The organism is Kitasatospora sp. NPDC002522 (assembly GCF_053595195.1).
This window is the reverse complement of sequence record NZ_JBSFXE010000004.1, coordinates 1-26,281: the sequence shown is the minus strand read 5'-3', so window position 1 is coordinate 26,281 and position 26,281 is coordinate 1. Positions and strand designations below refer to the sequence as shown.

The 26,281-nt window shown below is 72.4% G+C and carries 23 protein-coding genes; 14 read left to right on the top strand and 9 right to left on the bottom strand.

Features of this window, described 5'->3' with window-relative positions; all coding sequences use genetic code 11:
* Positions 1-17 precede the first annotated feature (17 nt).
* Entirely contained in the window at positions 18-1,091 is a 1,074-nt protein-coding gene (gene dapE / locus ACWD4U_RS04265) for a succinyl-diaminopimelate desuccinylase (protein WP_363450209.1), read from the bottom strand.
* Between the two features lie 147 nt (positions 1,092-1,238).
* On the opposite strand from dapE, the gene ACWD4U_RS04260 reads away from it, so the two are divergent.
* Positions 1,239-2,228 (top strand): hypothetical protein, encoded by a 990-nt coding sequence (locus ACWD4U_RS04260; RefSeq protein WP_363450211.1) that lies wholly within the window; start codon positions 1,239-1,241, stop codon positions 2,226-2,228.
* Positions 2,229-2,586: 358 nt separating this feature from the next.
* The gene (locus ACWD4U_RS04255) at positions 2,587-3,303 is read left to right on the top strand and encodes a hypothetical protein (protein WP_363450214.1); all 717 of its coding nucleotides are present in this window, start codon (positions 2,587-2,589) and stop codon (positions 3,301-3,303) included.
* Between the two features lie 67 nt (positions 3,304-3,370).
* On the opposite strand, the gene dapC is transcribed toward ACWD4U_RS04255, so the two are convergent.
* A complete protein-coding gene (gene dapC, locus ACWD4U_RS04250) occupies positions 3,371-4,516 on the bottom strand; it encodes a succinyldiaminopimelate transaminase (RefSeq protein WP_363450217.1) in 1,146 nt (381 codons plus the stop codon).
* Positions 4,517-4,533: 17 nt separating this feature from the next.
* Positions 4,534-4,860 carry a ferredoxin gene (fdxA, locus tag ACWD4U_RS04245; protein ID WP_363450219.1) on the bottom strand — a complete coding sequence of 109 codons (327 nt, stop codon included), beginning with the start codon at positions 4,858-4,860 and terminating at the stop codon, positions 4,534-4,536.
* A gap of 127 nt (positions 4,861-4,987) precedes the next feature.
* Here fdxA and ACWD4U_RS04240 point away from each other — a divergent pair, with 127 nt between their 5' ends.
* Positions 4,988-6,004 (top strand): GNAT family N-acetyltransferase, encoded by a 1,017-nt coding sequence (locus tag ACWD4U_RS04240; protein WP_449787096.1) that lies wholly within the window; start codon positions 4,988-4,990, stop codon positions 6,002-6,004.
* A gap of 49 nt (positions 6,005-6,053) precedes the next feature.
* Entirely contained in the window at positions 6,054-6,923 is an 870-nt protein-coding gene (locus ACWD4U_RS04235) for a transglutaminase-like domain-containing protein (RefSeq protein WP_363450223.1), read from the top strand.
* A gap of 10 nt (positions 6,924-6,933) precedes the next feature.
* Here the strand turns inward: ACWD4U_RS04235 and ACWD4U_RS04230 are convergent, their stop codons facing one another.
* The 5 genes from ACWD4U_RS04230 to ACWD4U_RS04210 all read right to left on the bottom strand — a co-directional run bounded on the left by ACWD4U_RS04230 (position 6,934) and on the right by ACWD4U_RS04210 (position 12,727).
* On the bottom strand, positions 6,934-7,542 hold the full coding sequence (locus tag ACWD4U_RS04230) for a response regulator transcription factor (protein ID WP_363450225.1): 609 nt from the start codon (positions 7,540-7,542) through the stop codon (positions 6,934-6,936).
* A 9-nt stretch (positions 7,543-7,551) separates the two neighbouring features.
* A complete protein-coding gene (locus tag ACWD4U_RS04225) occupies positions 7,552-8,787 on the bottom strand; it encodes a sensor histidine kinase (RefSeq protein ID WP_363450227.1) in 1,236 nt (411 codons plus the stop codon).
* Between the two features lie 8 nt (positions 8,788-8,795).
* Positions 8,796-9,521, bottom strand: coding sequence for an ABC transporter permease (locus ACWD4U_RS04220; RefSeq protein WP_363450229.1), 726 nt, complete (start codon positions 9,519-9,521; stop codon positions 8,796-8,798).
* Complete coding sequence (locus tag ACWD4U_RS04215; RefSeq protein ID WP_363450231.1) at positions 9,518-10,489, bottom strand: ABC transporter ATP-binding protein; 972 nt, start codon at positions 10,487-10,489, stop codon at positions 9,518-9,520. The genes ACWD4U_RS04220 and ACWD4U_RS04215 overlap by 4 nt, the downstream gene beginning before the upstream one ends.
* Before the next feature lie 120 nt (positions 10,490-10,609).
* Positions 10,610-12,727: a S9 family peptidase gene (locus ACWD4U_RS04210; RefSeq protein WP_363450233.1), complete on the bottom strand. Its 2,118-nt coding sequence runs from the start codon at positions 12,725-12,727 to the stop codon at positions 10,610-10,612.
* Positions 12,728-12,987: 260 nt separating this feature from the next.
* Here ACWD4U_RS04210 and ACWD4U_RS04205 point away from each other — a divergent pair, with 260 nt between their 5' ends.
* From ACWD4U_RS04205 to ACWD4U_RS04160, 10 genes are all read left to right on the top strand, one after another.
* Positions 12,988-13,182 carry a DUF2304 domain-containing protein gene (locus tag ACWD4U_RS04205; protein ID WP_363450235.1) on the top strand — a complete coding sequence of 65 codons (195 nt, stop codon included), beginning with the start codon at positions 12,988-12,990 and terminating at the stop codon, positions 13,180-13,182.
* A 31-nt stretch (positions 13,183-13,213) separates the two neighbouring features.
* Complete coding sequence (gene mshB, locus ACWD4U_RS04200) at positions 13,214-14,095, top strand: N-acetyl-1-D-myo-inositol-2-amino-2-deoxy-alpha-D-glucopyranoside deacetylase (protein ID WP_363450237.1); 882 nt, start codon at positions 13,214-13,216, stop codon at positions 14,093-14,095.
* A complete protein-coding gene (locus ACWD4U_RS04195) occupies positions 14,092-14,517 on the top strand; it encodes a DUF6113 family protein (RefSeq protein WP_363450239.1) in 426 nt (141 codons plus the stop codon). The genes mshB and ACWD4U_RS04195 overlap by 4 nt, the downstream gene beginning before the upstream one ends.
* Positions 14,518-14,859: 342 nt before the next feature.
* Complete coding sequence (locus ACWD4U_RS04190) at positions 14,860-17,016, top strand: peptidoglycan binding domain-containing protein (RefSeq protein ID WP_363450240.1); 2,157 nt, start codon at positions 14,860-14,862, stop codon at positions 17,014-17,016.
* A 213-nt stretch (positions 17,017-17,229) separates the two neighbouring features.
* Positions 17,230-18,942, top strand: coding sequence for an ABC transporter family substrate-binding protein (locus tag ACWD4U_RS04185; RefSeq protein ID WP_363450242.1), 1,713 nt, complete (start codon positions 17,230-17,232; stop codon positions 18,940-18,942).
* A gap of 480 nt (positions 18,943-19,422) precedes the next feature.
* Positions 19,423-20,466, top strand: coding sequence for an ABC transporter permease (locus tag ACWD4U_RS04180; protein ID WP_363450244.1), 1,044 nt, complete (start codon positions 19,423-19,425; stop codon positions 20,464-20,466).
* An 87-nt stretch (positions 20,467-20,553) separates the two neighbouring features.
* The gene (locus ACWD4U_RS04175) at positions 20,554-22,317 is read left to right on the top strand and encodes an ABC transporter substrate-binding protein (RefSeq protein WP_363450246.1); all 1,764 of its coding nucleotides are present in this window, start codon (positions 20,554-20,556) and stop codon (positions 22,315-22,317) included.
* Between the two features lie 87 nt (positions 22,318-22,404).
* Positions 22,405-23,382 (top strand): ABC transporter permease, encoded by a 978-nt coding sequence (locus ACWD4U_RS04170; protein WP_363450248.1) that lies wholly within the window; start codon positions 22,405-22,407, stop codon positions 23,380-23,382.
* Between the two features lie 64 nt (positions 23,383-23,446).
* A complete protein-coding gene (locus ACWD4U_RS04165) occupies positions 23,447-24,520 on the top strand; it encodes an ABC transporter ATP-binding protein (protein WP_363450250.1) in 1,074 nt (357 codons plus the stop codon).
* Between the two features lie 17 nt (positions 24,521-24,537).
* The gene (locus ACWD4U_RS04160) at positions 24,538-25,638 is read left to right on the top strand and encodes an ABC transporter ATP-binding protein (RefSeq protein ID WP_363450252.1); all 1,101 of its coding nucleotides are present in this window, start codon (positions 24,538-24,540) and stop codon (positions 25,636-25,638) included.
* A gap of 61 nt (positions 25,639-25,699) precedes the next feature.
* Here the strand turns inward: ACWD4U_RS04160 and ACWD4U_RS04155 are convergent.
* Positions 25,700-26,281, bottom strand: a 582-nt coding sequence (locus tag ACWD4U_RS04155) for an ABC transporter ATP-binding protein (RefSeq protein ID WP_363450254.1), incomplete at its 5' end; no start/stop codon positions are given.

Below are 26,281 nucleotides of genomic sequence, written 5' to 3'. Positions count from 1 at the left end.
GGAAAAGCCGAAGCGGCCTATCGGGTCAGCCAGTCGCGCAGCCGCTTCTCGACGTCGGCGATCGCGCTGAGCGAGCAGTACTCGTCCCGCTTGTGCGCCAGGTTCGGGTCGCCGGGGCCGTAGTTGACCGCGGGGACGCCGAGCGCGGAGAACCGGGCCACGTCGGTCCAGCCGAACTTGGCCCGCGGTTCGCCGCCGACCGCGGCCAGGAAGGCCTGGGCGGCGGGCTGGGACAGGCCGGGCAGGGCGGCGGGCGAGACGTCGACCAGGTCGAGCTCGTAGCCGTCGAAGACCTCGTGCAGGTGGGCCTTCGCCTCCTCGACGCTGCGGTCGGGCGCGTAGCGGAAGTTGACGTGGATCCGGCACTCGTCGGGGATGACGTTGCCGGCCACGCCGCCCGCGATCCGGGTGGCGTTCAGGCCCTCGCGGTACTCCAGCCCGTCGATGACCACCCGGCGCGACTGGTACTCGGCGAGTCGGCGCAGCACGTCGGCGGCCTTGTGGATGGCGTTGTCGCCGAGCCAGCTGCGGGCGGCGTGGGCGCGGGTGCCGGTGAGCACGATGTCGGCGCGCAGGCTGCCCTGGCAGCCGCCCTCGACGACGGCGCCGCTGGGCTCCATCAGGACCGCGAAGTCGGCGGCGATCCAGTCGGGGTGGGTCTCGACCAGGCGGCCGAGGCCGTTGCGGTAGGCCTCGACCTCCTCGCAGTCGTAGAAGACGAAGGTGAGGTCCCGGTTGGGCTCGGTGACGGTGGCGGCGAGCCGCAGCTGCACGGCGACGCCGGACTTCATGTCGGAGGTGCCGCAGCCGTAGAGCAGGTCCCCCTCGACCCGGGAGGGCAGGTTGTCGGCGATCGGCACGGTGTCCAGGTGCCCGGCGAGCACCACCCGCTCGGCGCGGCCGAGCTGGGTCCGGGCCACCACGTTGTTGCCGAACCGGTCGACGGTGAGGTGCGGGTAGGCCCGGAGCGCGGCCTCGACCGCGTCGGCGAGGGCGGCCTCGTCGCCGCTGACGGAGGGGAAGTCGACGAGGCGGGCGGTCAGCGTGCCGCCGTCGAGGGTGAGGTCGAGGGGCTCGATCGGGCTGCTCATGGCGGTCACCTTATCGAGGCGCCGGACGCCCCCGGAGGCGGGCGCGCAACCGCGCGGACCCGTACGGCCGTCCGAGCGGTTACGGTGTCCGCGAACGGAGCGCGCCGGGCACAGGACGGTCGCGTCGCACGAGGGAGAGGGGCCACGGTGGCCGAGTACGCCGGTAACGACGGGAACGCCGCGGGCGGGGCGCGTCGGCGGCGGCCGTGGCGACGGGTGCTGGTCGGCGTGCTGGCGCTGGCCGTGGTCGGCGCCCTGGTGGTGTGGCTGAACCGGGACAAGATCTCGGTCCCCGACGAGCAGTGCAAGATCGCCACCGCCGCGGGCTCCGGGACGCTGGAGCTGCCGGCCGCGGCGAACGCGGCGACCATCACCGCGGTGGCGATGTCCCGCGGGCTGCCGGAGCGCGCGGTGACCATCGCGCTGGCCACCGCGATGCAGGAGTCGAAGCTGCGCAACCTGGAGGGCGGCGACCGGGACTCGGTGGGCCTGTTCCAGCAGCGCCCCTCGCAGGGCTGGGGCACGGTCGACCAGATCATGGACCCGGTGTACGCGACCAACAAGTTCCTGGACGCGCTGGTCAAGGTGAACGGCTACGCGCAGATGCCGCTGACCGACGCCGCCCAGCAGGTGCAGAAGAGCGGCTACCCGCAGGCGTACGCCAAGCACGAGAACGACGCGATGCTGGTGGCCTCGGTGCTGACGGGCCGTGAGCCGGGTGCGCTGGACTGCGTGGTGCACGCGCTGCCCGCCCCGGGGGCGTCGCCGTCCGGCGCGTCCGCCACGGCCTCGCCGGCCGGTGCGGCGCCACCCTCGGGGGTGTCGGAGCGGGTGCGCCGGGAGTTCGGCAAGGCGGTCGCGGTGGCGGCCGGCCCGAAGGCGGCGAAGGACCCGCGCGAGGTGCTGGCGCTCACCCCGCAGGCCACCGCGAGCACGGCGGGCGGCGGCGGCGCGAAGCAGACCGGCTGGGCGCTGGCGCACTGGTCGGTGGCCCGGGCGGCGGACCTGGGGATCGGCGCGGTGGCGTTCGACGGCAAGGTGTGGCGGATGGACCGGCCGCGCGACGGCTGGAAGCCGCTGGCGGGCGCGCCGTCCGACCGGGTGCTGGTGACGCTGGGCGCGCCGGCCTCGAAGTGAGGCCGCGCGCCGGTTCGCTCCGTTGACGCACTGGTGCACGGGTTACCGCCTGCCGGGTGATTCTCGTCAACCGGACCTGACGGCGCGGACCCTGGCGCGCCGGGTGGCGGGCGGCTCCCGGCGAGACCGCCGCAGCCCAGTCGCGGCAAGCGGAGTGACGGTTCTTCAGCGCTTCCCGACGGGTCGGAATATCCGGGTTGCCCGAAAAAGGATCGTCTGATCTTTGCCGACGCTTGACCTTGACCGGCCGAAACCTTCCAGGTGCTCTAGCGGTCATACACGTCGTCCGCGGGGCGGTCCGACCGCAAGTCAGGTCGTCTGCCCGGCGGGCCCGTAGACCTCACCTCTTAGGAGCACCATGTCCCTCCCCCTCTCGCGCCGGATCGCCCAGGCCGCGCTCGCCGTCGCCGCGACCGCGGCGCCGATGGCGCTCGCCGCGGGCACCGCCTCCGCCACCGAGGTGGTGCCGCAGACCGACCTGGGCGCCGGCGTGACCAAGCTGGCCGACGTGCCCAACTCGGGCGACGCGATGCAGGGAGCGACCCACGAGCTCGGCCAGATGGTCGGCACCACCGGTGCCGCGACCCTGGCGGCGGGCGGCCCGGCGGCCGGCGACGCGGCCGGCAACACCCTGGCGCACAGCCTGCCCTCCACCGACGACGCGCTCGGCAAGCTGGGCCCGGTCGGCAAGGCCGGCCGGCTCACCGACTCGCTCGGCACGGTCGCCGACCGGCTCGCCCCGGCGGTCGAGGAGAAGGTCGGCCCGGCCGTCACCGACAAGGTCATCCCGGCCACCCACAAGGCCAGCGCCAGCCCGCTCGGCACCGTCGCCAAGGGCCTGCCCGCCGACAAGCTCACCCAGGGCCTGCCGGCCGCCGACAAGCTCGGCCCGGTGACCGGCGCCGTCCAGTCGCTGCCGATCGCGGGCACCGTGGCCGGCCTGGCCGAGCACGACTCCGCCAACCGCCTCGGCGGGATGCCCTCGCTGGGCGGCGGCGGCCCGCTCGGCACCCTGACCGGCGCCCTCGGCCCGGTCGGCGGCCTGCTGGGCGGCGGTCTGCCGATCGGCGGCTGATCCCGCGCCGCACCGGAAAGGGGCGGAGCCACCAGGCTCCGCCCCTTCCACACACCCTGACGCGCCGTCAGCGCTTGAGCCGCTCCACCGCCGCGGCCACCCGCTCGTCGGTGGCGGTGAACGCCACCCGGACGAACCGGTCGCCGGCCGGGCCGTAGAAGTCGCCGGGGGCGACCAGGATGCCCAGCTCGGCGAGTTCCGCGACGGTCTCCCAGCACGGCCGGTCCTGGGTCGCCCACAGGTACAGGCTCGCCTCGGAGTGCTCGATCCGGAAGCCGTACGCCTCCAGCGCGGCCCGCAGCGCGGAGCGCCGCTGGGCGTACCGGGCCCGCTGCTCGGCGACGTGCGCGTCGTCGGCGAGCGCGGCCGCGGTGGCCGCCTGCACCGGCGCGGGCACGATCATGCCGCCGTGCTTGCGCACCTCGAGCAGCTCGCGGACCACCACCGGGTCACCGGCCGCGAAGGACGCCCGGTAGCCGGCCAGGTTGGACCGCTTGGAGAGCGAGTGGACGGCCAGCAGCCCCTCGTGCGAACCGCCGCACACCGCGGGGTTGAGCACCGACACCGGCTCGGCGTCCCAGCCGAGTTCGAGGTAGCACTCGTCGCTGACCAGCAGCACCCGGTGCGCCCGGGCCCACTCGACGGCGCGCCGCAGCTCGGCGGCGTCCAGCACCCGGCCGGTCGGGTTGGACGGGGAGTTCAGCCACAGCAGCCGGACCCTGGAGCCGTCCAGCTCGTCCACGTCGTCGTACGCGACCGGCTCGGCGCCGCAGAGCAGCGCCCCGACCTCGTAGGTGGGGTAGGCGAGCCGGGGGTAGGCGACCTGGTCGCCGGGGCCGAGGCCGAGCTGGCCGGGCAGCCAGGCCACCAGCTCCTTGGAGCCGACGGTCGGCAGGACCGCCTCGGGGCCGATCTCGGCGCCGCAGCGGCGGTTCAGCCAGCCGGCGACGGCGCCGCGCAGCTCCAGCGGGCCCCACACGGTCGGGTAGCCGGGCGTGTCGGTGTTCGCGGCCAGCGCCTGCCGGATCAGCTCGGGCACCGGGTCGACCGGGGTGCCGACGGAGAAGTCGCACAGCCCGTCCGGGTGGGCCTCGGCGGTGCGCTTGTACGGTTCGAGCTTGTCCCACGGGAAGACCGGCAGGCGGTCGGATACGCGGCGCGCCGCCCCCGGGTGGCCCGGGAACGGCGCGTACGTGCTGTCGTTGGTGCTCACAGCTTGGATGCCACCGATCAGTGCTCGGCGTTCTGGGGGGCCAGCGCGGCGATGAACGGGTGGTCCCGGTCGATCACGCCGAGCTTGGAGGCGCCGCCGGGGGAGCCGAGGTCGTCGAAGAACTCGACGTTGGCCTTGTAGTAGTCCTTCCACTCCTCCGGGACATCGTCCTCGTAGAAGATCGCCTCGACCGGGCAGACCGGCTCGCACGCACCGCAGTCGACGCACTCATCCGGGTGGATGTAGAGAGAGCGCTCGCCCTCGTAGATGCAGTCGACCGGGCACTCTTCGATGCACGCCTTGTCCTTGACGTCGACACAAGGCTGCGCGATGACGTAGGTCACGCTGTCGTTCCTCCTCGGAAGGGCTGCCGCCCTACTGTTTACTCGGTCGCGCGGTTCGCGCGGCGTCGTCGATGCCCGCCCCTAGTATCGCGGGTCGAGGACCGCAAATGCACAGGAGGTGCCGTTGATGGCGAGCGGAGTACCGGTGGAGTCCCGTCCGGAGGTCCGGATGGACCGCTCTGACGTGGGACGACGGGTTTCCGTCCGGCGTGTCGACGGCAAGCTGGAAGATCGGCCGGTGTTCCACGATGCGATCGGCGTGCTCACCTGTTGGGACGACACCGGGTTGACGGTGGAGGGTCGGGGCGGCCGAGTGGTGCAGTTCGCCGAGGAGTTGCTGGTGGCCGGGAAGCCGGTGCCGCCGTTCCCGGCCCGCCGGGTCGCACTGCCCGCCACCGACCCGGTCGAGCTGCAGCGGACGGCCGCCCGCGGCTGGCTCGCGATCGAGCAGGAGCCGCTCGGCGACTGGCTGCTGCGCGCCTCGGCCGGCTTCACCCGGCGGGCCAACTCGGTGCAGGCGCTGGGCGACCCCGGCCTGCCGCTGGACGCCGCGCTGGACCGGGTGCGCGCCTGGTACGCCGCCCGCGGCCTGCCCGCGTACGTCGAGCTGACCACTCCCGGCTCACCGCCCGAACTGGCGGCCGAACTCGACCGGCTGGGAGCCGCGTTGGCCCCCACCGCGGTACGCGTCGCCCCGCTCGGCGAGCCGGCCCGGGCGGCGGCCCCGGAGAGCTGGCGGCAGGTCCGCCTGGCCCGCACCGCCGGCCCCGAGTGGCTGGCGCTCTACCGCCGGGTCGACCCCGACGAGTCCGTCGAGGAGGCCGCCCGCCGGGTGATTCACGGCGGCCCCTCGGTCTGGTTCGCCCACGTTCCCGGCCCGGACGGCGCCCCGCTCGCCATCGGTCGGCTGGTGGTGGACGGCGCCTGGGCCGGGTTCGGCGCGGTCGAGGTGGTCCCCGCGGCCCGCCGCCGCGGCCTCGCCACCACCCTGATGGCGGTGCTGGCGTCCCGCGCCGCCGAGGAGGGCGCCACCGGCGGCTACCTCCAGGTCGAGGCCGACAACGCCGCCGCGATCGCCCTTTACGACCGCCTGGGCTTCACGACCAGTCACACTTACCACTACGCCCGCCTTCCCCAGCGGTAGCGTGCACCTCTTGAACTGAGCAACGACCGCTGCTGAACCGAAGGCCGCAGTGACCGAGCAGAGCCGAAACCGCTTCCGTACCGAGGCCCGGGCCGAACGCCCCGACCCGGTGCTGCTGTGCCTGCTCGCCTCCGCCGAGCACACCCTCGGCGACCAGGGCGAGGGCGCCGAACCACCCGACCTGGAAGCCCTGCTGACGGCCTGCCAGGCCGCGCTCGACCGGCACGCCGCCGCCATCCGCCAGGCCGTCGCCGAGCGCCGCCCGAGCGGCCCCGAGGAGACCGCCGCACTGCTGGCCGCGGTCCTCGGCGGGCGCGAGCGCTTCCACGGCCGGCAGTCCGACTACCGCCGCCTGGAGTCCTCGCTGCTCCCGGAGGTGCTGCGCCGCCGCCGCGGACTGCCCATCATGCTCGCGCTGGTCTGGTCCGCGGTCGCCGCCCGGGCCGGCCTCACCGTCCACGGCATCGCCCTGCCGGGCCACTTCATCGTCGCCGTCGGCGGCCCCGCGGGCGGCGAGGAGTACGTCCTCGCCGATCCCTTCCACGGCGGCCGCATCCTCGACGTCCCCGACCTCGAACGCCTGGTGGCCGCCTCCGGCCACCCCTACAGCCCCGAACTGCTCACCCCCGCGCAGCCCCTGGACATCGTGCTGCGCGTGCTCGGCAACATCCGCCGCTGGGCGGCCGACCGCCCCGAACACGCCCGCACCCAGCTCTGGGCCACCGAACTCGCCCTGCTGCTCCCCCGTCACCCGGCCCAACTCCGCCTGGAACGCGCCGAACTGCTGGTGAAGACCGGGGACTTCCTGGCCGGCGCCGCCGAGATGGAGTCCTACGCCCGGATCCTCGACGCCTTCGACCCGGACAGCGCCAGGAAGGTCCGCCACGAGGCCAAGGCCGCCCGCCACCGTCTCAACTAGCCGGCCACACCTACAGCCAGCCCTTCTCCCGGGCCACCCGCACCGCCTCGGCGCGGTTCCGCGCCGCGGTCTTCTGGATCGCCATCGACAGGTAGTTGCGCACCGTCCCCTCCGACAGGTGCAACCGCCGGGCGATCTCCGCGTTGACCGCGCCGTCCGCCGCCGCGGCCAGCACGTCCCGCTCCCGCCCGGTGAGCGGGTTGGCCCCCTCCGCCAGCGCCGCCGCGGCCAGCGTCGGGTCGATGACCCGCTCCCCGCGCAGCACCCGCCGGATCGCCTCCGCCAGCTCCGCGGCCGGCGCGTCCTTCACCAGGAAGGCGTCCGCCCCGGACTCCATCGCCCGCCGCAGGTAACCGGGCCGTCCGAAGGTGGTCGCGATCACCACCTTCGTCTCGGGCCGCACCCGGCGGATCTCGGCGCAGGCGTCGATCCCGGTCATCCCCGGCATCTCGATGTCGAGCACCGCGACGTCCACCTGATGCTCCGTCACCGCCGCCGCGACGGCGTCGCCGCGCGACACCTGCGCGACGACCTCCAGGTCGTCCTCGAGCGAGAGCAGCGCGGCGAGCGCCTCCCGCACCATTCCCTGGTCCTCGGCCAGCAGCACACGTACGGTCACGTCGGCAGCCTATTCCCCGCTCGGACCGGGGCGCAGCGGCACCAGGGCCCGCACCCGGAAGCCCTTGCCGCGGGCGGCGGGCCCGGCCTCCAGCCGGCCGCCGGTCTGCTCCAGGCGCTCGCGCAGACCGGAAAGCCCGTTGCCGGGGCCGGACTTGCCGGGGCCGGGGCCGTTGTCGGAGACGTCCAGCACCGCGTACCGCCCGCCGTCGTCCTCCCAGACCTCGTCGAGGTGGACGGTGCAGCGGGTGGCGCCGACGCCGTGCCGGACCACGTTGGTGACGGCCTCCCGCAGCGCCCAGGCCAGCGCGCCGGCCTCCTCGCCGCCGAGGCCGGGCCGCTCCGCGGTCAGCGCGGGGTCGGCCTCCAGTTCGACCTGACTGGCCGTCAGTGCGGTCCGGGCGGCGGCGAGTTCGACGGCCAGGGTGGGGCGGCGGAACCCGCTCACCGCCTCCCGTACGTCGGTGAGCGACTGCCGGGCCACCTGCTCGATGTCGGCGACCTGGGCCCGCGCCTCGGCGGCCTTCTCGGCGTCCATGAAGCGTCCGGCGAGCTCGCTCTTGATGGCGATCAGCGAGAGCGAGTGGCCGAGCAGGTCGTGCAGGTCGCGGGCGAGCCGCAGCCGTTCCTCGGAGGCGGCGAGGTGGGCCACCGCGGCGCGGGCCTCGCGCAGTTCGCGCATGGTGGCGACCAGCCGCTGCATGCCGGACATCGCGATGCCGGCCAGCAGGCAGGGCAGCCCGATGGCGATCAGGGTCGCGTTGTCGGTGCCGATCGCGGTGCCGAGCAGCACGCAGGCCACGGTGGTGCCGAGGACGCCGGCCAGCCCGGCGCGGCCGGGGAAGATGACGGCGGCGCAGACCGAGGTGTAGGTGAAGAGCGTCAGCCAGGACTCGCCGAGGCCGAGCGTGGTGGCGATCGCGATGGCGGCCATCACCGCGAACGGCGGGTAGCGCCGGGCCTGGTGGGCCCACGGCCCGTTGCGGATCACCACCAGCGAGAAGTACGAGCCGAGGAAGACCACCAGGGCGACGGCACCGGCCGCGGTGGCCGCGGGCGTGTGCTGACCGGTGGTCAGGTCCTGGACGGGGTACAGCAGGTAGAGCGCCCAGATCGAGGTCCAGGCGAGCTTGACCCACAGCTGGCGCCGGTCGTCGACGGGCGCGCCGGGGTAGGTGGTCCAACGGCCTTCCGGCCCGTCCTCCCGGGTGTGGTCGGGGTGGCGGGCCGGTCGGGAGGTCTGCATGCGGGCCATCATGCCTGCTGGGCGTCCTTGCGGTACAGGAAGGCCGCCGCGGCCGTGAAGAGGGCCAGGAAGGCGGCCAGTGCGGCGATCGAGAAGGTGCTGATGCCGTGGCCGGGGTGGATGAAGGCGGCGAGCTGGTTGTAGTCGTAGACCGGGTTGAACCGGGCGAACTTCTGCAGCGAGTCGCCGACCGGGAACCAGGTCCCGCCGAACAGCGCCATCAGCATGTAGACGATCATCACCACGGGCTGGACGGCGTCCGGCTGGGCGGCGTAGCCGAGGGCGACGCCGAGCGCGGCGAAGACGAAGCTGCCGAGCCACAGCGCGGCGCCGAGGCCGGCCCACTGCAGGGCGTCGAGCTTGACGCCCTCGATCGCGCCGATCGCGAAGACCACCGCGATCGCGGGCAGCGTGGTGACCGCGCAGGAGGCGATCTTGCCGACGGTGTAGGCCCGCCCGGGCAGTGCGGTGAGCCGCAGTTGGCGGGTCCAGCCGCTCTTGCGCTCCAGCGAGATCCGCTGCGCGGAGCCGGTGAGCACCGCGCCGACCGCGCCGAAGGTGGCCATCGAGACCATGAAGTAGGACTTGACGGAGACTCCGTCGGCGACCGTGCCCTGGCTGCCGTAGGCGCTGATGAAGAAGACGTACAGCAGCGCGGGGTAGAGCACGGTGAACAGCAGGTACCGCTTGTTGCGCAGGGTGCGCAGGATCTCCAGCTTGATCAGGGTGGTCATCGCGCGCTCTCCTCCACGTCGTGGTCCTGCTCGTCGTGCTCGTCCTGCTCCCCGGTGATGGTCAGGAAGGCCTGCTCCAGGCCGAGGCTGGTGACCTCCAGGCCGCGCGGGTAGAGGCCCGCCTTGTAGAGGGCGGCGACACCGGCGTCCGCGTCGGTCGAGCGGATCCGGACGGTGCGGACGCCGTCGGCGCGGGCGCTGACGTCCAGTCCGACGGTGCCGGGCAGGGCGCGCAGCACCGCCTCGTCGAAGGCACCGCCGTCGGAGGGGTGCAGTTCGAAGCCGATCCGGCGGGCGCCGGCCCGGGCCTTGATCTCGGCGGAGGAGCCGTCGGCGATCAGGCGGCCCTTGTGCAGGACCAGCACCCGGTCGGCGATGGAGTCGGCCTCCTCCAGGTAGTGGGTGGCGAACAGCACGGTGCGTCCGGCGTCGGCCTGGGCGCGCATCGCGGCCCAGAACTGGCGGCGGACCGAGACGTCCATGCCGGTGGTGGGCTCGTCCAGGACGATCAGGTCGTTGGCGCCGGCGATGGCGAGCGCGAACCGGACCCGCTGCTCCTGGCCGCCGGAGAGCTTGTCGACCCGGCGGTCGGCGATCTCGGTGATCCCGGCGGACTCCAGCACCTCCGCGGGCCGGTGGCCCTTGGGGTGGACGGCGCAGGCCAGCGCGACGAGTTCGCGGACCCTGACGTCGCTCATCAGGCCGCCGCTCTGCAGCATGGCGCCGACCCGGCCGCCGGTGATCGCCTCGCGCGGGGCGCCGCCGAACAGTTCGACGGTGCCGCTGTCCGGCTCCCGCAGGCCCAGCAGCAGGTCCAGGCTGCTGGACTTGCCCGCGCCGTTGGGGCCGAGCAGCGCCACGGTCTCGCCCGGTCGCAGCACCAGGTCGAGCCCGCTCACCGCCTTCACCCGGCCGTAGCTCTTGCTGACGTTCCGGAAGGCCGCGACCTCCCCCGTTCCCGTACCCATCTCGCCTCGTCCTCTCGGTGCCGTGTTCTCTCCGACACCTCAAGACTCCCGGGAACGGGGGTGGCCGCGGCAGTGTGCGCCGTCGTGGGCTCCGCATGACAGATGTCACGGGAGCGGCCGTCACGCGATGCCGAGGGCGTCCTTCAGGAAGCGCACCTGGAGCACCAGCAGGTTCTCCGCGACCTGCTCCTGCGGGGTCATGTGGGTCACCCCGGAGAGCGGCAGCACGGTGTGCGGGCGGCCGGCGGCGAGCAGCGCGGTGGACAGCCGCAGGCTGTGCGCGGCCACCACGTTGTCGTCGGCGAGGCCGTGCACGATCATCATCGGCCGGCGCAGCGTGGGCGCCAGCTCGACCACCGAATTGGCCCGGTACACCTCGGCGTTCGCCTCCGGGTCGCCGTGGTAGCGCTCGGTGTAGTGGGTGTCGTAGAGCTCGTGCTCGGTGACCGGCGCGCCGACGACGGCGGCGTGGAAGACCTCCGGTTCGCGCAGCACGGCGTGCGCGGCCAGGTAGCCGCCGTAGGACCAGCCGCGGATGCCGACCCGGGTGAGGTCGAGCGGGAAATCGGCGGCCAGCGCCCGCAGCGCGTCGACCTGGTCGGCGACGCAGACCTCCGCCGTCCGGTCCTTGATCGACTTCTCCCAGCCGGGGCTGTGCCCGGGGGTGCCGCGCCCGTCCGCGACGATCACCGCGAAGCCCTGGTCGGCGAACCACTGCGAGGTCAGGTGCGGGTTGTGCGCCTGCACCACCCGCTGCCCGTGCGGCCCGCCGTACGGGTCCATCAGCACCGGCAGCTCCCCGTCGACGTCCGGGTCGTACCCGGTGGGCAGCAGCACCGCGCACGGAATCCGCCGCTCCCCCGCGAACCGGAACACCGGACGGGCCGTCAGCAGCGGCGTCTCGGCGTACGAGGCGATCACCAGCGGCTCGTCGGCGCCGCGCAGCACGGTCGCGGTGCTGCCGGGCCGCCGGGGCGTCGCGGTGGTGAGGACGGTGACGCCGCCGCCGCGGACCGCGCCGAGCGCGCCGTCGCCGAGCTCGCGGAGGCCGTCCGGGCCGGCCTCGAAGACGCCCAGCCAGCCGGGCGGCCGCACCTCGAACTCGGCGGCCCCGGCGGAGGCGGTGAACAGCACCCGCTCGCCGTCCAGGCCCAGCACCGAACGCACGTGCAGCGCCGCGTCGGTGACGGGCCGTTCGCCGACCAGCAGCACCCGGGCGCCGTCCCGGTCGGCGATCCGCACCAGCTCCCCGTCGGCCCGCCGGGCCGGCACCCCGGCGAACAGCTCCAGCCAGTCCGGGTCCCGCTCGGTGACCAGCACGCTGGTCGCACCGGTCGCCACCTCGACCTCCAGCAGCAGCTGTTCGCGCTGGTCGCGGGCCTGCACCTGGAGCACCGGCGGCCCGCCCGCCGACCAGTGCACCCGCGCCAGGTACGGGTACGCGGCGCGGTCCCAGCGGATCTCGGTGCGGGCGCCGTCCAGGCCGAGCAGCCACAGCCCGACCTCGGCGTTGGGCGTCCCCGCCGCCGGGTAGGCGACCTGCGTCGGCGGCCGGTCCGGGTTGGCGGGGTCGGCGATCCACCAGCGGCGCACCGGCCGGTCGTCCACCCGCGCGGCGAGCAGCGCGGAGCCGTCCGGCGCCCACCAGTACCCGCGGTCGCGCCCCATCTCCTCCTGCGCGATGAACTCGGCCTGTCCCCAGGCGATCCCGTCCTCCTCCGGCCCCGCCAGCAGCCGGTCCCCGCTGCCGTCGAGCGCGGTCACCCGCAGCTCGCCGCCCGCGGTGGCGTACGCCGCCAGCCGGCCGTCCGGGCTCGGCCGCGGGTCCAGCAGCGGCCCGGCGGCGGGCAGTTCGCGGGCCTTCCCGGTCGTGGTGTCGACGGCGAACAGCCGCCCGGAGAGCGCGAGGACGGCCTGCTCCCCGGCCGCGTCAAGCGCGTACCCGACGATCCCGGCCGAGGTCTCCCGGCTGCGCTCCCGGCGGGCCCGCTCGGCCGCGGACAGCTCCTCGGCCCCGCCGCCGAGCAGCACCGCCGGATCGGCCAGCACCCGCTCGGCCCCGCTCGCGACGTCCAGGCTCCACAGCAGGTTGGCCCGCTCCCTCCCCCCTCGGGAGCGGAGGAACAGCACCCGCGCCCCGTCGGGCGTGACGCTGAACGACCGGGGCGCGCCCACGGTGTACCGCTGGGTGCGCGCGTACTGCCGGGGAAAGGTGTCGTGCGACTTCTCGGTGGTCATGCCGCCGACCCTAAGCGCCGACCCGGCCGCGGCCCCGGACATTTCGTGATCACTCGTTCGGCGCAGCCTCCACCAACAGTCGCGCACGGTCGTTCGGACCGGCCCTGACCGGCCCCGCTGTCCTCCCGCACGCCCCCGCGACACCCCGGGCGACCTCACGGAACGTCATTCCGCCGTCACTCATCGGGTATCAGTTGGAGCATCGTTCCGCCCGCTGCCCCGCCCCGGGGCAGCGCACCCGAGGAAGGGTGTGAGCCGTCATGGCTTTGTCCGTCTCCGCCGCTGTTCTGATGCTGGTCGTGGTCTGGGTGCTGGTCCGGCGTTCCGGTCTGAAGCTGAGTCACGCCCTGGTCTGCGCGCTGCTCGGCTTCTACCTGGCGTCCACCTCCATCGCCCCGTCGATCCAGCAGGTGACGGCCAACCTGGCCGGCATGATCAACGGACTGAAGCTCTGAGACCGCGCCGCACTTGGCTAGGCTGCGGGGCATGACCACCGAGACCGACCCGCGCGGCCTGCTGCTGGTGCACGCCCATCCCGACGACGAGTCGATCGGCAACGGCGCCACCATGGCCCGCTACGCCGCCGAGGGTGTCCGCGTCACGCTGGTGACCTGCACCCTCGGCGAGGGCGGTGAGGTGATCCCGCCCGAGCTGGCCCGCCTGACGCAGGACCGGGAGGACGCCCTCGGCGCCCACCGGGTCGGCGAACTCGCCGCCGCGATGCGCGAGCTGGGCGTCACCGACCACCGCTTCCTGGGCGGCGAGGGCCGCTACCGGGACTCCGGGATGATGGGCGTCCCGGACAACGACCACCCCGACTGCTTCTGGCGGGCCGACCTCGACGAGGCGGCCGGCCACCTGGTCGCGGTCGTCCGCGAGGTCCGCCCGCAGGTGCTGGTCACCTACGACGAGCAGGGCGGCTACGGCCACCCCGACCACATCCAGGCGCACCGGGTGGCGCTGCGCGCCTTCGAGCTCGCCGCCGATCCGGCCTTCCGCCCCGAACTGGGCGCGCCCTGGCGGATCGCCAAGGTCTACTACAACCGGATGCCCCGCTCGGTGATCGAGGCCGCGCTGCGCGAGACCGCCGCCAAGGCCCCGTTCCCCGGCACCGCCGCCGTCACCGACGTGCCCGGCGTGGTGGACGACCTGCTGGTCACCACGGTGCTGGACGGTGCGGCGCACGCCGGGGCGAAGGCCGCGGCGATGCGGGCGCACGCCACCCAGATCACCGTCGACGGCGACTTCTTCGCGCTCAGCAACGACCTGGGGCAGCCGCTGCTCGCCACCGAGTACTACGAGCTGGTCCGCGGCGCGCTGGGCGCGGGCGGGCCGGAGACCGATCTGTTCGCCGGGGTGGCCTCGTGAGGATCCTTCAGCCGTTCTTCGGCTCCCGCGACGAGCGCCTGGCCGAGCCGCTGCCGCCGCGCGGCCTGCGGATCACCGCGTACGTGGTGCTCTTCCTGCTGGGCGCCGCGGTGTCCGTGTGCGGAGCTTTCGTGCAGAGTCTGTGGCCCCCGCTCGGGCTGCTGGTCTCGCTGGCCGCGACCGCGGGGGTGTTCTACGGCGGGCTGCGGGCCACCGGCACCAAGCTCGGCGCGGGCGCCCCGCTGGCCGGCTGGTTCCTGGTGCTGGCCGTGCTGCTGGCGCCCCGTCCGGAGGGCGACCTGGTGCTGGCCGCCACCGCCTCCGCCTACCTGTACCTCTTCCTCGGCGCGGTCTCGGGCGTGGTCTGCGCGACCCTGCCGACCCGGTCCGGTTTCCTGTTCGGCGCACCGCCCGCCGCCTGACCGGGGACCGGTCCCGACGGGGCGTCAGGAGTGGCCGGAAGTAGCCGCATAGCGGGGGGATTCGGACCAAAGGGATCTCCCGGTCGCCGGACGGGCCGAATTGCTTGTCGGTATGGTGGTGCCGCGGCGGCAACCCCACTGTGCGCGCGAGCCGGGCCGGAGGGTACCTTCGGCACCACTCGCGTGGCGGGGGCGATCGCCGCAGCCGACATGTGAACAAGCTGATGTCCCCGGGGCCGGTCGGCCCGTCGCAACGCCGCCTCGCCGTCGTTCGGCGGTGACCCGCCCCATACGCAGCGGACGGCCCCGCCGGCCCGGCCGCGAACCCGGAGCAGAGCAGCATTGAGCAGCCGCGAATCTGACAGCGCCAACCCGCAGCCCCGTCGCAGCGGGCCCGACGCCTACCCGTCCGGCACCCCGCCGTACGGCACCGGCCTGCCCGGCGGTCTGGGTGCGGACCCGGCGGCCGGACGGACCGCCCCCGGCCCGCGGGCCGGGGAGTCCGAGGTGCCGAAGACCGAGACCACGCTGACCACCCGGGTGCGGATCAACATCCCCGGCTCGCGGCCGATCCCGCCGGTCGTGGTGCGCAGCCAGGTGAAGGACGACAAGCCGGCCGAGCCGGCCGGTCCGCGCCACCGCGGCGGGGCCGGCGACCCGGTGCTCGGCGTGATGGACTCCGGCGCCCGCACCGCCACGCCGCCGAACCTGCCGCCGGAGTGGCAGGAGCCGGCGCCCGGCGGGAAGCCCGCCGAGTCGGACTCCACCGGCGAGTGGTTCAAGCCGCGCCAGAAGGGCCGTCAGGAGCCCGCTCCGGCCGCTGCGGCGCCCGCCCCGCCCGGGCCCGCCGCCGCTGCCCGGGAGGCCGCGCCGCGGCCCTCCGGCGCCCCCGCCTCGCCGTTCGCGCCGCCGGCCGAACCGGCCGCCTCGCGGACCGGCCAGACTCCGCTGCCCGCGCAGCCGGACGACCCGTTCCGCGCCGCCGCCTCCGCCGACCCGTTCGCGGCCGGCCCGCAGGGCGCGCCGCAGCCGGACCCGTTCGCCCAGGCGGACCCGTTCGGCGGCCCGGCCGACTCCGGCCGCACCGACGGCCGCGGGCTGCCGACCCGTCAGGGCGGCCGTCCGGACGCGACCCGTCAGGGCGGCCGTCCGGACCCCGCCGCGCGCGGACCGGTCGACCCGTTCTCCACCGCCCCGGCGGGGCGCGGCGGCGCCGCGCCGAAGGCCCCGTTCCCCGGCGGCCAGGAGCCGGAGGACACCCAGATCGGCGGCTTCGACCCGATCACCGGCGAGGAGCGCGAGCCGAACGGCGGCATACCGGACCCGCCGACCACCCAGCTCTTCCTGAACGCCTCGGGCCCGGGCGGCGCGGCCCCCGCCGCCGACCCCTTCGCCCAGGAGCGCCCCCGCCCGGCGGCGCCCGGCGGCGGCCGGTTCGCCGACGTCCCCGAGGCCCAGCCGTTCCCCGGCGGCTCCCGCGCCGCCACCCCCAAGCGCCCGGACGCCCCGGTGCCGCCGCCGGAGTCGGACGACGACGACGCGGACGAGCCGAAGAAGCGCGGCCGGGCCCGCAAGCTGGCGGTGACCGCGTTCGGCGCCCTGGTGTTCGCGGGCGCCGCGGCGTACGGCGCCGGCCTGATGATGAATCAGTCGGACATCCCCAAGGGCACCACGGTGCTGGGCACCGCCATCGGCGGGGACAGCCGCGACCAGGCGGTGACCGCGCTGGACGGCACGGTCGGCAAGGCCGGGCAGCAGCCGCTGAAGCTGAAGATCGGCGACCAGTCGGTCGCCCTCGACCCGGCCAGCGCGGGCCTGTCCTTCGACACCACCGCCACGGTCGACTCGCTGACCAAGCACAGCTACAACCCGGTCGAGGTGGTCGGCGCGCTGACCGGCACCGGCAAGGCGGTCGCCCCGCAGGTGCGGGTCGACAAGTCGAAGCTGCGCGCGGCGCTCGACGACCTGGCGGGCAAGTCCGGGCAGGGCCTGCAGGAGGGCTTCGTCCGGTTCACCGACGCGGGCACCACCGAGGTCGTCCCCGGCAAGGCCGGCCAGGCGCTGGACTCGGCGGCCGCCGCCGACCAGGTCGAGCAGGCGTACCGGGACCGGGCGGCCGGCAAGCCGGACGCGGAGCTGGCGCTCAACCTCACCGCCGCGCAGCCGAAGGTCGGCCAGGACGTGCTGCAGGCCGCCGCGGACTCGCTCGGCAAGCAGGTGCTGAACGGCAACATCACCGTGGTGTCCGGCACCAAGCAGTTCCTGTTCGGCAAGGGCACCGCCGCGAAGGCGCTGGTGCTGGCCCCGGACGCCTCCGGCCAGGTCGTGCTGAAGTGGGACCTCGCCAAGCTGGACGCGGCGATCGGCACCACCTTCGACAAGCTGAAGTTCACCAAGAACGGGCAGCAGTCGCCGATCACCGCGCAGGACGTGGCGGACGGCATCGGCCAGGTGATCGGCAAGAGCGGCAAGGACCGGACGTACAAGTTCCCGGCCTGACCCGCCCCACCACCTGACCCCTCGTCAATCCGGCCGACGGGCCGGGGCGTCCGACCCGGCGCCCCGGCCCGCGGCCGTTCTTGGCGGATCCTCGCCAGTGGCGTCGCACAACCGGGCAAAACGCCCCGGGCGACCGACCGGACACGTCGCGTTACCAATCCTTGATCCGGAGCCGGTCGACAAGTCTGTTCACCGGTACGCAAGATGTGCCGCGTGCCGAGACCCCGCATTCCGTCCGCCCTGACCGCCACGGTGGCGGCGCTGTCCTTCGCGCTGTGTTCGTGCGCCTCCACCGGCGGCCCGGCGGGCGGCGGAGCCGGGGCGGCGGCGGCCGGTGACGTGCCGCGGATGACCCAGCAGGCGCTGAACGCCAAACCGCGCACCGCACTGCGCCAGGGCGGCACCCTGAACTGGGCGATCGACCAGTTCTCCAGCCAGTGGAACCCGGTGCACGCGGACGGCTCCGAGGCCTCCACCAACGACGTGGTCAAGGCCCTGCTGCCGACCCTGTGGCGCTCCGACGCGGGCGGCGTGCAGACCCCCAACCCGGCCTACCTGGCGGACGCCCGGGCCGAGACCCGGCAGGGGAAGCAGACCGTCGTCTGGACGCTCAACCCGAAGGCGCACTGGTCCGACGGCGAGCCGATCACCTGGCGCGACATCCAGGCCAACTGGCAGGCGCTGAACGGCCAGGACCCGGCCTTCAAGACCGCCACCAGCAACGGCTTCGACCAGGTGGAGAGCGTGGTCCGCGGCCAGGACGACTTCCAGGCCGTGATGACCTTCAAGGAGCCGTACTCGGAGTGGCAGGCGATGTTCAACAATGCCGGCAACGCCCCGCTGCTGCCCGCGAAGTACATCTCCACCCCGGACCTGTTCAACACCGCCTTCAAGGGCCGCATCCCGGTCACCGCGGGCCCGTTCAAGGTGGCCAAGCTGGACGGCGAGGCACACACCGTCACGGTGGTCGCCGATCCCGGCTGGTGGGGTGACAAGCCGCTGCTGGACAAGATCGTCTTCAAGGTGGTCGACACCGGCGCGATGCCGCAGGCCTTCGCCAAGGGCGACATCGACTTCTACAACAACGGCCCCAACGCCGAGGGTTACCGCACCATCCAGGCCACCGCCGGCGCCGAGGTGCGCAAGGCCGGCGGGCCGAACCTGCGGCACCTGGTGCTGAACGGCCGCAGCGCGCTGCTCGGCGATCCGAAGCTGCGTCAGGCGCTGATCCAGGCGATCGACCGCTCGGAGATCACCCGGACCGACCTGAACGGCCTGGACTGGCCCTACGTCCCGATGAACAACCACTTCCTGGTGCCCTCGCAGCACGGCTACCAGGACAACTCGGGCGGCCTGAGCCGCTTCGACCCGGACGCCGCGAAGGCGACCCTGGACTCGCTGGGCTGGAAGGCCGGCCCCTCGGGCGTCCGCACCAAGGACGGCAAGGAACTGGCGCTGCGCTTCCTGGCGCCGGCCTCGAACAACCTGGCCGCCAACGAGAGCGCGCTGGTCACCCGGATGCTGGGCGAGATCGGGGTGAAGGTCACGGTGCAGACCGTGCCGGCCGGCGAGTTCTTCGACGGCTACGTGTACAAGCACGACTTCGACCTGACCGCCTTCGCCCTGCTGGGCACCCCCTTCCCCGTCTCCAACTCGATCAGCACCTTCCAGCAGGACTCCGGCTCCAACTGGTCCCAGGTCGGCAGCAAGGCGCTCGACAAGGCGATGGCCGAGGCGGCCAAGGCGGACACCGTGGACGGCGAGACGGAGGCGCTCAACCGCGCCGACGCCGAGGCGTGGCAGGTGGCCGGACTGGTCCCGCTCTACCAGCGGCCGGCGATCTACGGGGTGCGCAAGAACCTCGCCAACCTCGGCGCCCCCGGGCTCGCCGACTTCGTGTACGAGAACATCGGCCTGCTGAAGTAGCGCGCGGCGAGGACTCGCCATTGGCGGGAAATTGCCAGGGGTGCGACCGCGCGGCCTGTCGCCAGAATTAAGGCGACCATACAGTGAATTCGCTTCGGCACGCCCGAAAACACCGGTGTCCGATTATCGGACACTCATTTGCCGACAATAATTCCGCCGAACAGCGGCAAAACGGACATCGGATCTACGCGCGTCGCCTGACCGCCTGCCCGAACTCGCCGTCCTGATAGCGGAGCTGATGGTCCATCGTTACGGACAGGTGAACAGGCCTCGACCGCATTTGTCCGGTTATGACCGTCTTGCTGACTGCGTGTCAAGAGTTTCAGAACTACGAAGTGGTTGACATTCCAGCACGAAGCAGGAAATGCCCCACCAGCAACTGAGGAACTCTTGACGTTCGATAAACGACTTGCAAGAGTCCATTCATCCAAGTTCTTACTCCTTGCTTCTGCACGGACCACGGTCGGGAGCTTTTGCACCATGACGACGCCTTCTGGGGCCACGACGGACGGGGACACCCTCCGTCCCGGGTCCACGACGGACCTCGCGGACAACGCCTCGGCCGACGCGCCCGCCGATCCCGGCTTCCGCGGCCTCTCGCCCGGCAAGCTGATGTGGCGGCGCTTCCTGCGCGACCGCACCGGCGTGGTGAGTGCGTGCGTGGTGCTCTTCTTCATCGCCGTGGCGGTGCTGGCACCGCTGATCTCGCTTGTGTACGGCAAGGACCCGCAGACGCACTACGGGCAGAACGACCCCTCCCTGCTGACCGACTCCGGTCTGCCGGTGGGCGCCAACGGCGGCATGAGCGGTGACTTCTGGTTCGGCCTGGAGCCGGGCCTGGGCCGCGACGTGCTGATGCAGCTGATCTACGGCATCCGTACCTCGCTGGTCATCGCCCTCGCCACCTCGCTGCTGACCACCGTGATCGGTGTCGCGCTCGGCATCGCGGCCGGCTACCTGGGCGGCAAGACCGACTACTTCATCGGTCGCGTCATCGACGTGCTGATGTCGTTCCCCTCGCAGATCTTCCTGATCGCCACCATGCCGGTGGTCACCAGCCTGCTGGTCGCCCCGGACGAGAAGGAGCCGGGCTGGCTGCCGTTCGTCGCGGTCACCATCGTGCTCTCGCTGCTCGGCTGGATGGGCCTGGCCCGCATCCTGCGCGGTGTCTCGCTGTCGCTGCGCGAGCGGGAGTTCATCGAGGCGGCCAAGGTCACCGGTGCCTCCCCCGCGCGGATCATCTTCAAGGAGATCCTGCCGAACCTGTGGACCCCGATCCTGGTGCAGTCGACGCTGGCGCTGCCCGCCTTCGTCACCGCCGAGGCCGGCCTCTCCTACCTCGGTGTCGGCGTCAACGAGCCCACCCCCGACTGGGGCCGGATGATCGCCGACGCGGCCAACTACCTCCGCACCGACGTCACGTTCCTGCTCTTCCCCGGCCTCGCGATGGTGATCTTCGTCCTGGCCTTCAACCTGCTCGGTGACTCCGTCCGGGACGCCTTCGACCCCAAGACCAACCGCTAGCAGCCCCAAAGACTCCGGGGGGATGGGCAAGCCAGGCCCCGGGCACACCCACTCAAGTTGTCAACACCTACCCCAGGCAGGATGAGAATGAGCTCTCGCAACATGCGGCTCGCCGCCGCCATCTTGGTGGCCGGGGCCCTGACCGTCACCACGGCGTGCTCCAGCGGCCACAGCAACAGCGACTCGGCCTCGGCCTCGAAGTCGCCGGTCGCCGCCACCGCGATCTCGGTCGGCACCGCCGCCGACTCGAAGGGCCCGGCCGTCGCCGAGCCCGGCGCGAAGAAGGGCGGCACGGTCAACATGATCGACCGCGACGACTTCTCGCACCTGGACCCGGCGCAGGTCTACATGAACTACAACAGCGAGGTCTCGCTGCTGTTCACCCGTCAGCTGACGGGTTACAAGTACTCGGCGGACGGCAGCAGCCAGAAGCTGGTCGGCGACCTCGCCACCGACACCGGCACCACCACCGACGGCGGCAAGACCTGGAAGTTCACGCTGAAGGACGGCGTGAAGTGGCAGGACGGCACCCCGATCACCTCGGGCGACGTCAAGTACTCGATCGAGCGCACCTACGCCTCCTTCATCAAGTCCGGCCCGACCTACATCCAGTCCTGGATCTCGGGTGACAAGTACCGCGACGCGTACCCGGGCCCGATGGGCGGCCAGGAGCTCGGCGCGATCGCGACCCCGGACGACAAGACCGTGGTCATCACCTTCGCCGACGTGCACCCGGACGCGAACTTCACCCTGGCGATGACCGGTTACGGCATCGTGCCGAAGGCCCACGACACCAAGGAGGAGTACGACAAGAAGCCGTTCTCCTCCGGCCCGTACCAGATCGTCGAGCATGTCACCGACAAGTCGCTCGACCTGGAGCGCAACCCGAACTGGGACCCGGCCACCGACCCGATCCGGAACGCCTACCCGGACAAGTGGCACATGGAGTTCGGCGTCCAGGCCCAGCAGTCCACCGAGCGCTTCATGGCGGACAACGGCCCGGACAAGACCGCCTTCTCGTTCCACAACCAGGTCCACACCACCTACATCGACCAGGTGAAGGCCGACGAGAAGCTGAAGCCCCGTACGCTCCAGGGTCTGACCCCGTACGTGGACTACTACTACATCAACAACACCCGCATCAAGGACCAGAAGGTCCGCGAGGCGCTGATCCGCGCGTTCCCGCACCAGCAGACCCGCCAGCTCCAGGGCGGCACCAGCTACGGCGACTACGCGACCTCGTACATGAGCCCGACCGTCCTGGGCTACGAGGCCAACGACCTCTACGACGTCCTCAAGAAGCCCGAGGGTGACCCGGAGGCCGCCAAGAAGCTGCTGACCGAGGCCAACGCCGTGGGCCAGACCATCGTCTACGCCTACAACAACACCCCGGTCCAGCAGAAGGTCACCGAGGCGATCCGCGACGCCCTCGAGAAGGCCGGCTTCAAGTTCGTGCCGAAGCCGCTCGACTCGAAGACCTACTACGACCAGACCGGCCTCGTGAACAACGAGTACGACCTGTACTGGGGCGGCTGGGGCGCCGACTGGCCGACCGGTTACACCTCGATCCAGCCGGTCTGGGACGGTCGCACCATCGCCGACGGCGCGTCCAACTACGCCCACTTCAACGACCCGGAGATCAACACCGCGATCGACGCCGCAGCGAAGATCGCCGACCCGATCGCCCAGGGCAAGGCGTGGGCCGCGATCGACAAGCAGCTGCAGCAGAAGGCCGCCTCCATCCCGGACGTGTACCAGCGCTCGATCAGCCTGTACGGCTCGGGCCTCGGCGGCGTCAAGTTCGACAGCCTGTTCGGCCTGCAGTTCCCGCTGAACATCTACGTCAAGTAGTAGTAGTCATCACCGAGCGCTAGCTCACGGTGGGGGCGCCGGCACGATCTGCCGGCGCCCCGCACCCCGATCAGGAGAGCCCGTCCGATGCTCCGATTCCTCGTCCGCCGATCTCTCGGCGCGCTCGTCATTCTGGTGATCGTCTCGATGGTCACCTACGCGCTGTTCTTCGCGATCCCGGCGGACCCGGCGCGGCTCTACTGCGGCAAGACCTGCAGCCCCGAGAACCTCGCCCTGATCAAGCACGCCATGGGCTTCGACCAGAGCACACCGGTGCAGTACTGGCACTGGCTCTCCGGCATCTTCACCGGCCAGATCATCGACGGCAAGAACTGCGCCGCCCCCTGCTTCGGCTACTCCTTCGCCAAGCAGGAGATGGTCGGCGGCATCCTGCTGGACCGGTTCCCGACCACCCTGTCGCTGACCATCGGTTCGGCGATCATCTTCCTGATCTTCGGCATCGGCACCGGCATGCTGGCCGCCCACAAGCAGGGCAAGGCCGTCGACAAGATCGCCAGCTCCGCCTCGCTGCTCGCCTCCTCGATGCAGATCTACGTGGCCGGCCCGCTCGCCCTGTGGGCGCTGGTCTACAGCACCGACCTGATGAAGCAGCCCGCCTACGTGCCGTTCACCGAGGACCCGATCGGTTCGATCACCGGCATGCTGGTCCCCTGGATCGTGCTCTCGCTGATCTGGACCGCCAACTACACCCGCATGACGCGCTCCTCGATGGTCGAGCAGCTCTCCGAGGACTACGTGCGGACCGCTCGCGCCAAGGGCATGTCGGGCAGCTCGGTCTTCCTGCGCTACGCCTGGCGCGGCGCGATGGGCACCATCGTCACCGTCTTCGGCATCGACCTGGGCGTGCTGCTCGGCGGCGCCATCATCACCGAGACCACCTTCAGCCTGCACGGCCTCGGCGAGCTGGCGATCCACTCCTTCCGCGACTCCGACCTGTCGCTGCTGGTCGGCGTCACCATGGTGGCCGCCACCCTGATCGTCGCCTTCAACATCGTCGTCGACGCCGCCTACGCCCTGATCGACCCGCGCATCCGCCTGGCCTGACCGGCCGCACCCCAGGCCGATCCAGCAGTCCCGACCTCACGTACCGCACCGAGGAGCCCAGTCCATGACCACCCAGGCCAAGCCCGAGGAGGCGTCGCCCGCCGGCAGCGGCGGCAGCGCGCCCTTCCTCTCAGTCCGCGACCTCTCGGTCCGCTTCAGCACCGAGGACGGCGTGGTCCGGGCCGTGGACAACCTCTCCTTCGACGTGGCCCCGGGCACCACGCTCGGCATCGTCGGCGAGTCCGGGTCCGGAAAGTCGGTCACCAACCTGGCCGTGCTGGGCCTGCACAACCCGGAGCGGACCGAGATCAGCGGCTCGATCAAGCTGGACGGCCGGGAGCTGGTCGGCGCGTCCAACCGCGAGCTGGAGCAGCTCCGCGGCAAGACCATGTCGATGATCTTCCAGGACCCGCTGACCGCGCTCTCGCCGTTCCACACCATCGGCAAGCAGATCGGCGAGACCTACCGCAAGCACACCGGCGCCTCCAAGAAGGAGGCCCGGGACCGGGCGATCGAGATGCTGACCAAGGTCGGCATCCCGCAGCCCACCACCCGGGTCGACGACTACCCGCACCAGTTCTCCGGCGGTATGCGCCAGCGCGCGATGATCGCCATGTCGCTGGTCTGCGACCCGAAGCTGGTGATCGCCGACGAGCCGACCACCGCCCTCGACGTCACCGTCCAGGCGCAGATCCTGGACCTGCTGAAGGACCTTCAGCAGGAGATGGGCACCGCGATCATCCTGATCACCCACGACCTCGGCGTGGTGGCGCGGACGGCGCAGAACATCATGGTGATGTACGCGGGCCGGGCGATCGAGCGCGGCACCGTCCGCGAGGTGCTGAAGACCCCTCAGCACCCGTACACCTGGGGCCTGCTGTCCTCGATGCCGAGCCTGACCGGTGACGTGAACGTGCCGCTGACCCCGGTGCGCGGCACTCCGCCGAGCCTGATCAACCTGCCGACCGGCTGCCCGTTCAACCCGCGCTGCGACTTCCGCGAGCAGGTGATCGGCGGCGGCTGCACCAGCGAGCGCCCGGCGCTCAGCCCGGAGACCGGGCACGCCGCGGCCTGCCACCTGAAGGCGGCGCAGCGGCAGGACATCTTCATCGACCAGATCAAGCCGCGGCTCGGCTGAGAGGGACCGGCGACACCATGAGCAACGAACTCACCCTCGACAAGTCCGCCGCCCCGGCCGCGGCCACCGGCGACCCGCTGCTGTCGATCTCGGGCCTGGAGAAGCACTTCCCGGTCACGGACGGCTTCCTGTTCAAGCGCAAGGTCGGCGCGGTGCACGCGGTCGACGGCGTGGACCTGGAGGTGTTCCGCGGCGAGGCGGTCGGCCTGGTCGGCGAGTCCGGCTGCGGCAAGTCGACCCTCGGTCGGCTGGTCACCCGCCTGCTGGAGCCGACCGGCGGCGAGATCACCTACGCCGGGCAGGACATCACGCACGCCAAGCGCAAGCAGCTGGCGCCGATCCGGTCCGAGATCCAGATGATCTTCCAGGACCCGTACTCCTCGCTGAACCCGCGGCACACCGTCGGCTCGATCATCGGCGCGCCGATGGAGATCAACGGCATCAACCCGGCCGGCGGCATCCAGCGCCGGGTGCAGGAGCTGCTGGAGACGGTCGGCCTCAACCCGGAGCACTACAACCGCTTCCCGCACGAGTTCTCCGGCGGCCAGCGCCAGCGCATCGGCGTGGCCCGCGCGCTCTCGCTCAACCCGAAGCTGATCGTCGCCGACGAGCCGGTCTCCGCGCTCGACGTGTCGATCCAGGCGCAGGTGGTCAACCTGCTCCAGGAGCTGCAGCGCGACCTGGGCATCGCCTTCCTGTTCATCGCCCACGACCTCTCGGTGGTGCGGCACTTCTCGCAGCGCGTCGCGGTGATGTACCTCGGCAAGATCGTCGAGATCGCCGACCGCGCCTCGCTGTACGAGTCGCCCCGCCACCCGTACACCCACGCGCTGCTCTCCGCGGTGCCGGAGGCCGACCCGGACGACAACCGCGAGCGGATCCGCCTGGTCGGCGACGTCCCCTCGCCGATCAACCCGCCGTCCGGCTGCCGGTTCCGCACCCGCTGCTGGAAGGCGCAGGAGAAGTGCGCGACCGACGAGCCGCCGCTGGTGCAGATCTCCGGCAACAAGCCGGGGCACCTGACGGCCTGTCACTTCCCCGAGGCCGGGGACATCAAGCAGAGCCCGGAGGACGGCGCGATCGCGGTGGCCGTTCCGGAGCCCCGCACCGAGGCCTGACCGCACGTCACGAAGGGCCCCCGCCGATCCGCTCGGTGGGGGCCCTTCCGTGTCCGCGCTGCTACTGGCCGATCTCCCGCTCGCCGGCGAAGTGGCAGGCGGAGTCGTGCCGGGCCCGCCCTTCCAGCCAGTCCCGCACCGTCAGCGCCGGGTCCTCCCTCGCGCACTTCTCCTGGGCCTTCCAGCACCTGGTCCGGAACCGGCACCCGGAGGGCGGGTTGGCCGGGGAGGGCACGTCGCCGGTGAGCACGATCCGGTCCCGCGACTCCCGCGCCGCCGGGTCCGGCACCGGCACCGCGCTCAGCAGCGCCTGGGTGTACGGGTGGGTGGCGTGGTCGTAGATCTCCAGGTCGGTGCCGATCTCCACCATCCGCCCGAGGTACATCACGCCGACCCGGTCGGAGATGTGACGCACGATCGACAGGTCGTGGGCGATGAACATGTACGACAGGTTGAACTCGCCCTGGAGCTGCTCCAGCAGGTTGATCACCTGGGCCTGCACCGAGACGTCCAGCGCGGAGACCGGCTCGTCGCAGATGATGATCTCGGGCTTGAGCGCGAGGCCGCGGGCGATGCCGATGCGCTGGCGCTGGCCGCCGGAGAACTGGTGCGGGTACCGGTTGATGTACTCGGGGTTCAGGCC

Coding starts and splice junctions, on each gene's coding strand:
- dapE (WP_363450209.1), bottom strand. CDS start 1,091: ATGAGCAGCCCGATCGAGCCCCTCGACCTCACCCTCGACGGCGGCACG.
- ACWD4U_RS04255 (WP_363450214.1), top strand. CDS start 2,587: ATGTCCCTCCCCCTCTCGCGCCGGATCGCCCAGGCCGCGCTCGCCGTC.
- ACWD4U_RS04240 (WP_449787096.1), top strand. CDS start 4,988: ATGGCGAGCGGAGTACCGGTGGAGTCCCGTCCGGAGGTCCGGATGGAC.
- ACWD4U_RS04225 (WP_363450227.1), bottom strand. CDS start 8,787: ATGCAGACCTCCCGACCGGCCCGCCACCCCGACCACACCCGGGAGGAC.
- ACWD4U_RS04220 (WP_363450229.1), bottom strand. CDS start 9,521: ATGACCACCCTGATCAAGCTGGAGATCCTGCGCACCCTGCGCAACAAG.
- ACWD4U_RS04215 (WP_363450231.1), bottom strand. CDS start 10,489: ATGGGTACGGGAACGGGGGAGGTCGCGGCCTTCCGGAACGTCAGCAAG.
- ACWD4U_RS04210 (WP_363450233.1), bottom strand. CDS start 12,727: ATGACCACCGAGAAGTCGCACGACACCTTTCCCCGGCAGTACGCGCGC.
- ACWD4U_RS04205 (WP_363450235.1), top strand. CDS start 12,988: ATGGCTTTGTCCGTCTCCGCCGCTGTTCTGATGCTGGTCGTGGTCTGG.
- mshB (WP_363450237.1), top strand. CDS start 13,214: ATGACCACCGAGACCGACCCGCGCGGCCTGCTGCTGGTGCACGCCCAT.
- ACWD4U_RS04180 (WP_363450244.1), top strand. CDS start 19,423: ATGACGACGCCTTCTGGGGCCACGACGGACGGGGACACCCTCCGTCCC.
- ACWD4U_RS04175 (WP_363450246.1), top strand. CDS start 20,554: ATGAGCTCTCGCAACATGCGGCTCGCCGCCGCCATCTTGGTGGCCGGG.
- ACWD4U_RS04170 (WP_363450248.1), top strand. CDS start 22,405: ATGCTCCGATTCCTCGTCCGCCGATCTCTCGGCGCGCTCGTCATTCTG.
- ACWD4U_RS04165 (WP_363450250.1), top strand. CDS start 23,447: ATGACCACCCAGGCCAAGCCCGAGGAGGCGTCGCCCGCCGGCAGCGGC.
- ACWD4U_RS04160 (WP_363450252.1), top strand. CDS start 24,538: ATGAGCAACGAACTCACCCTCGACAAGTCCGCCGCCCCGGCCGCGGCC.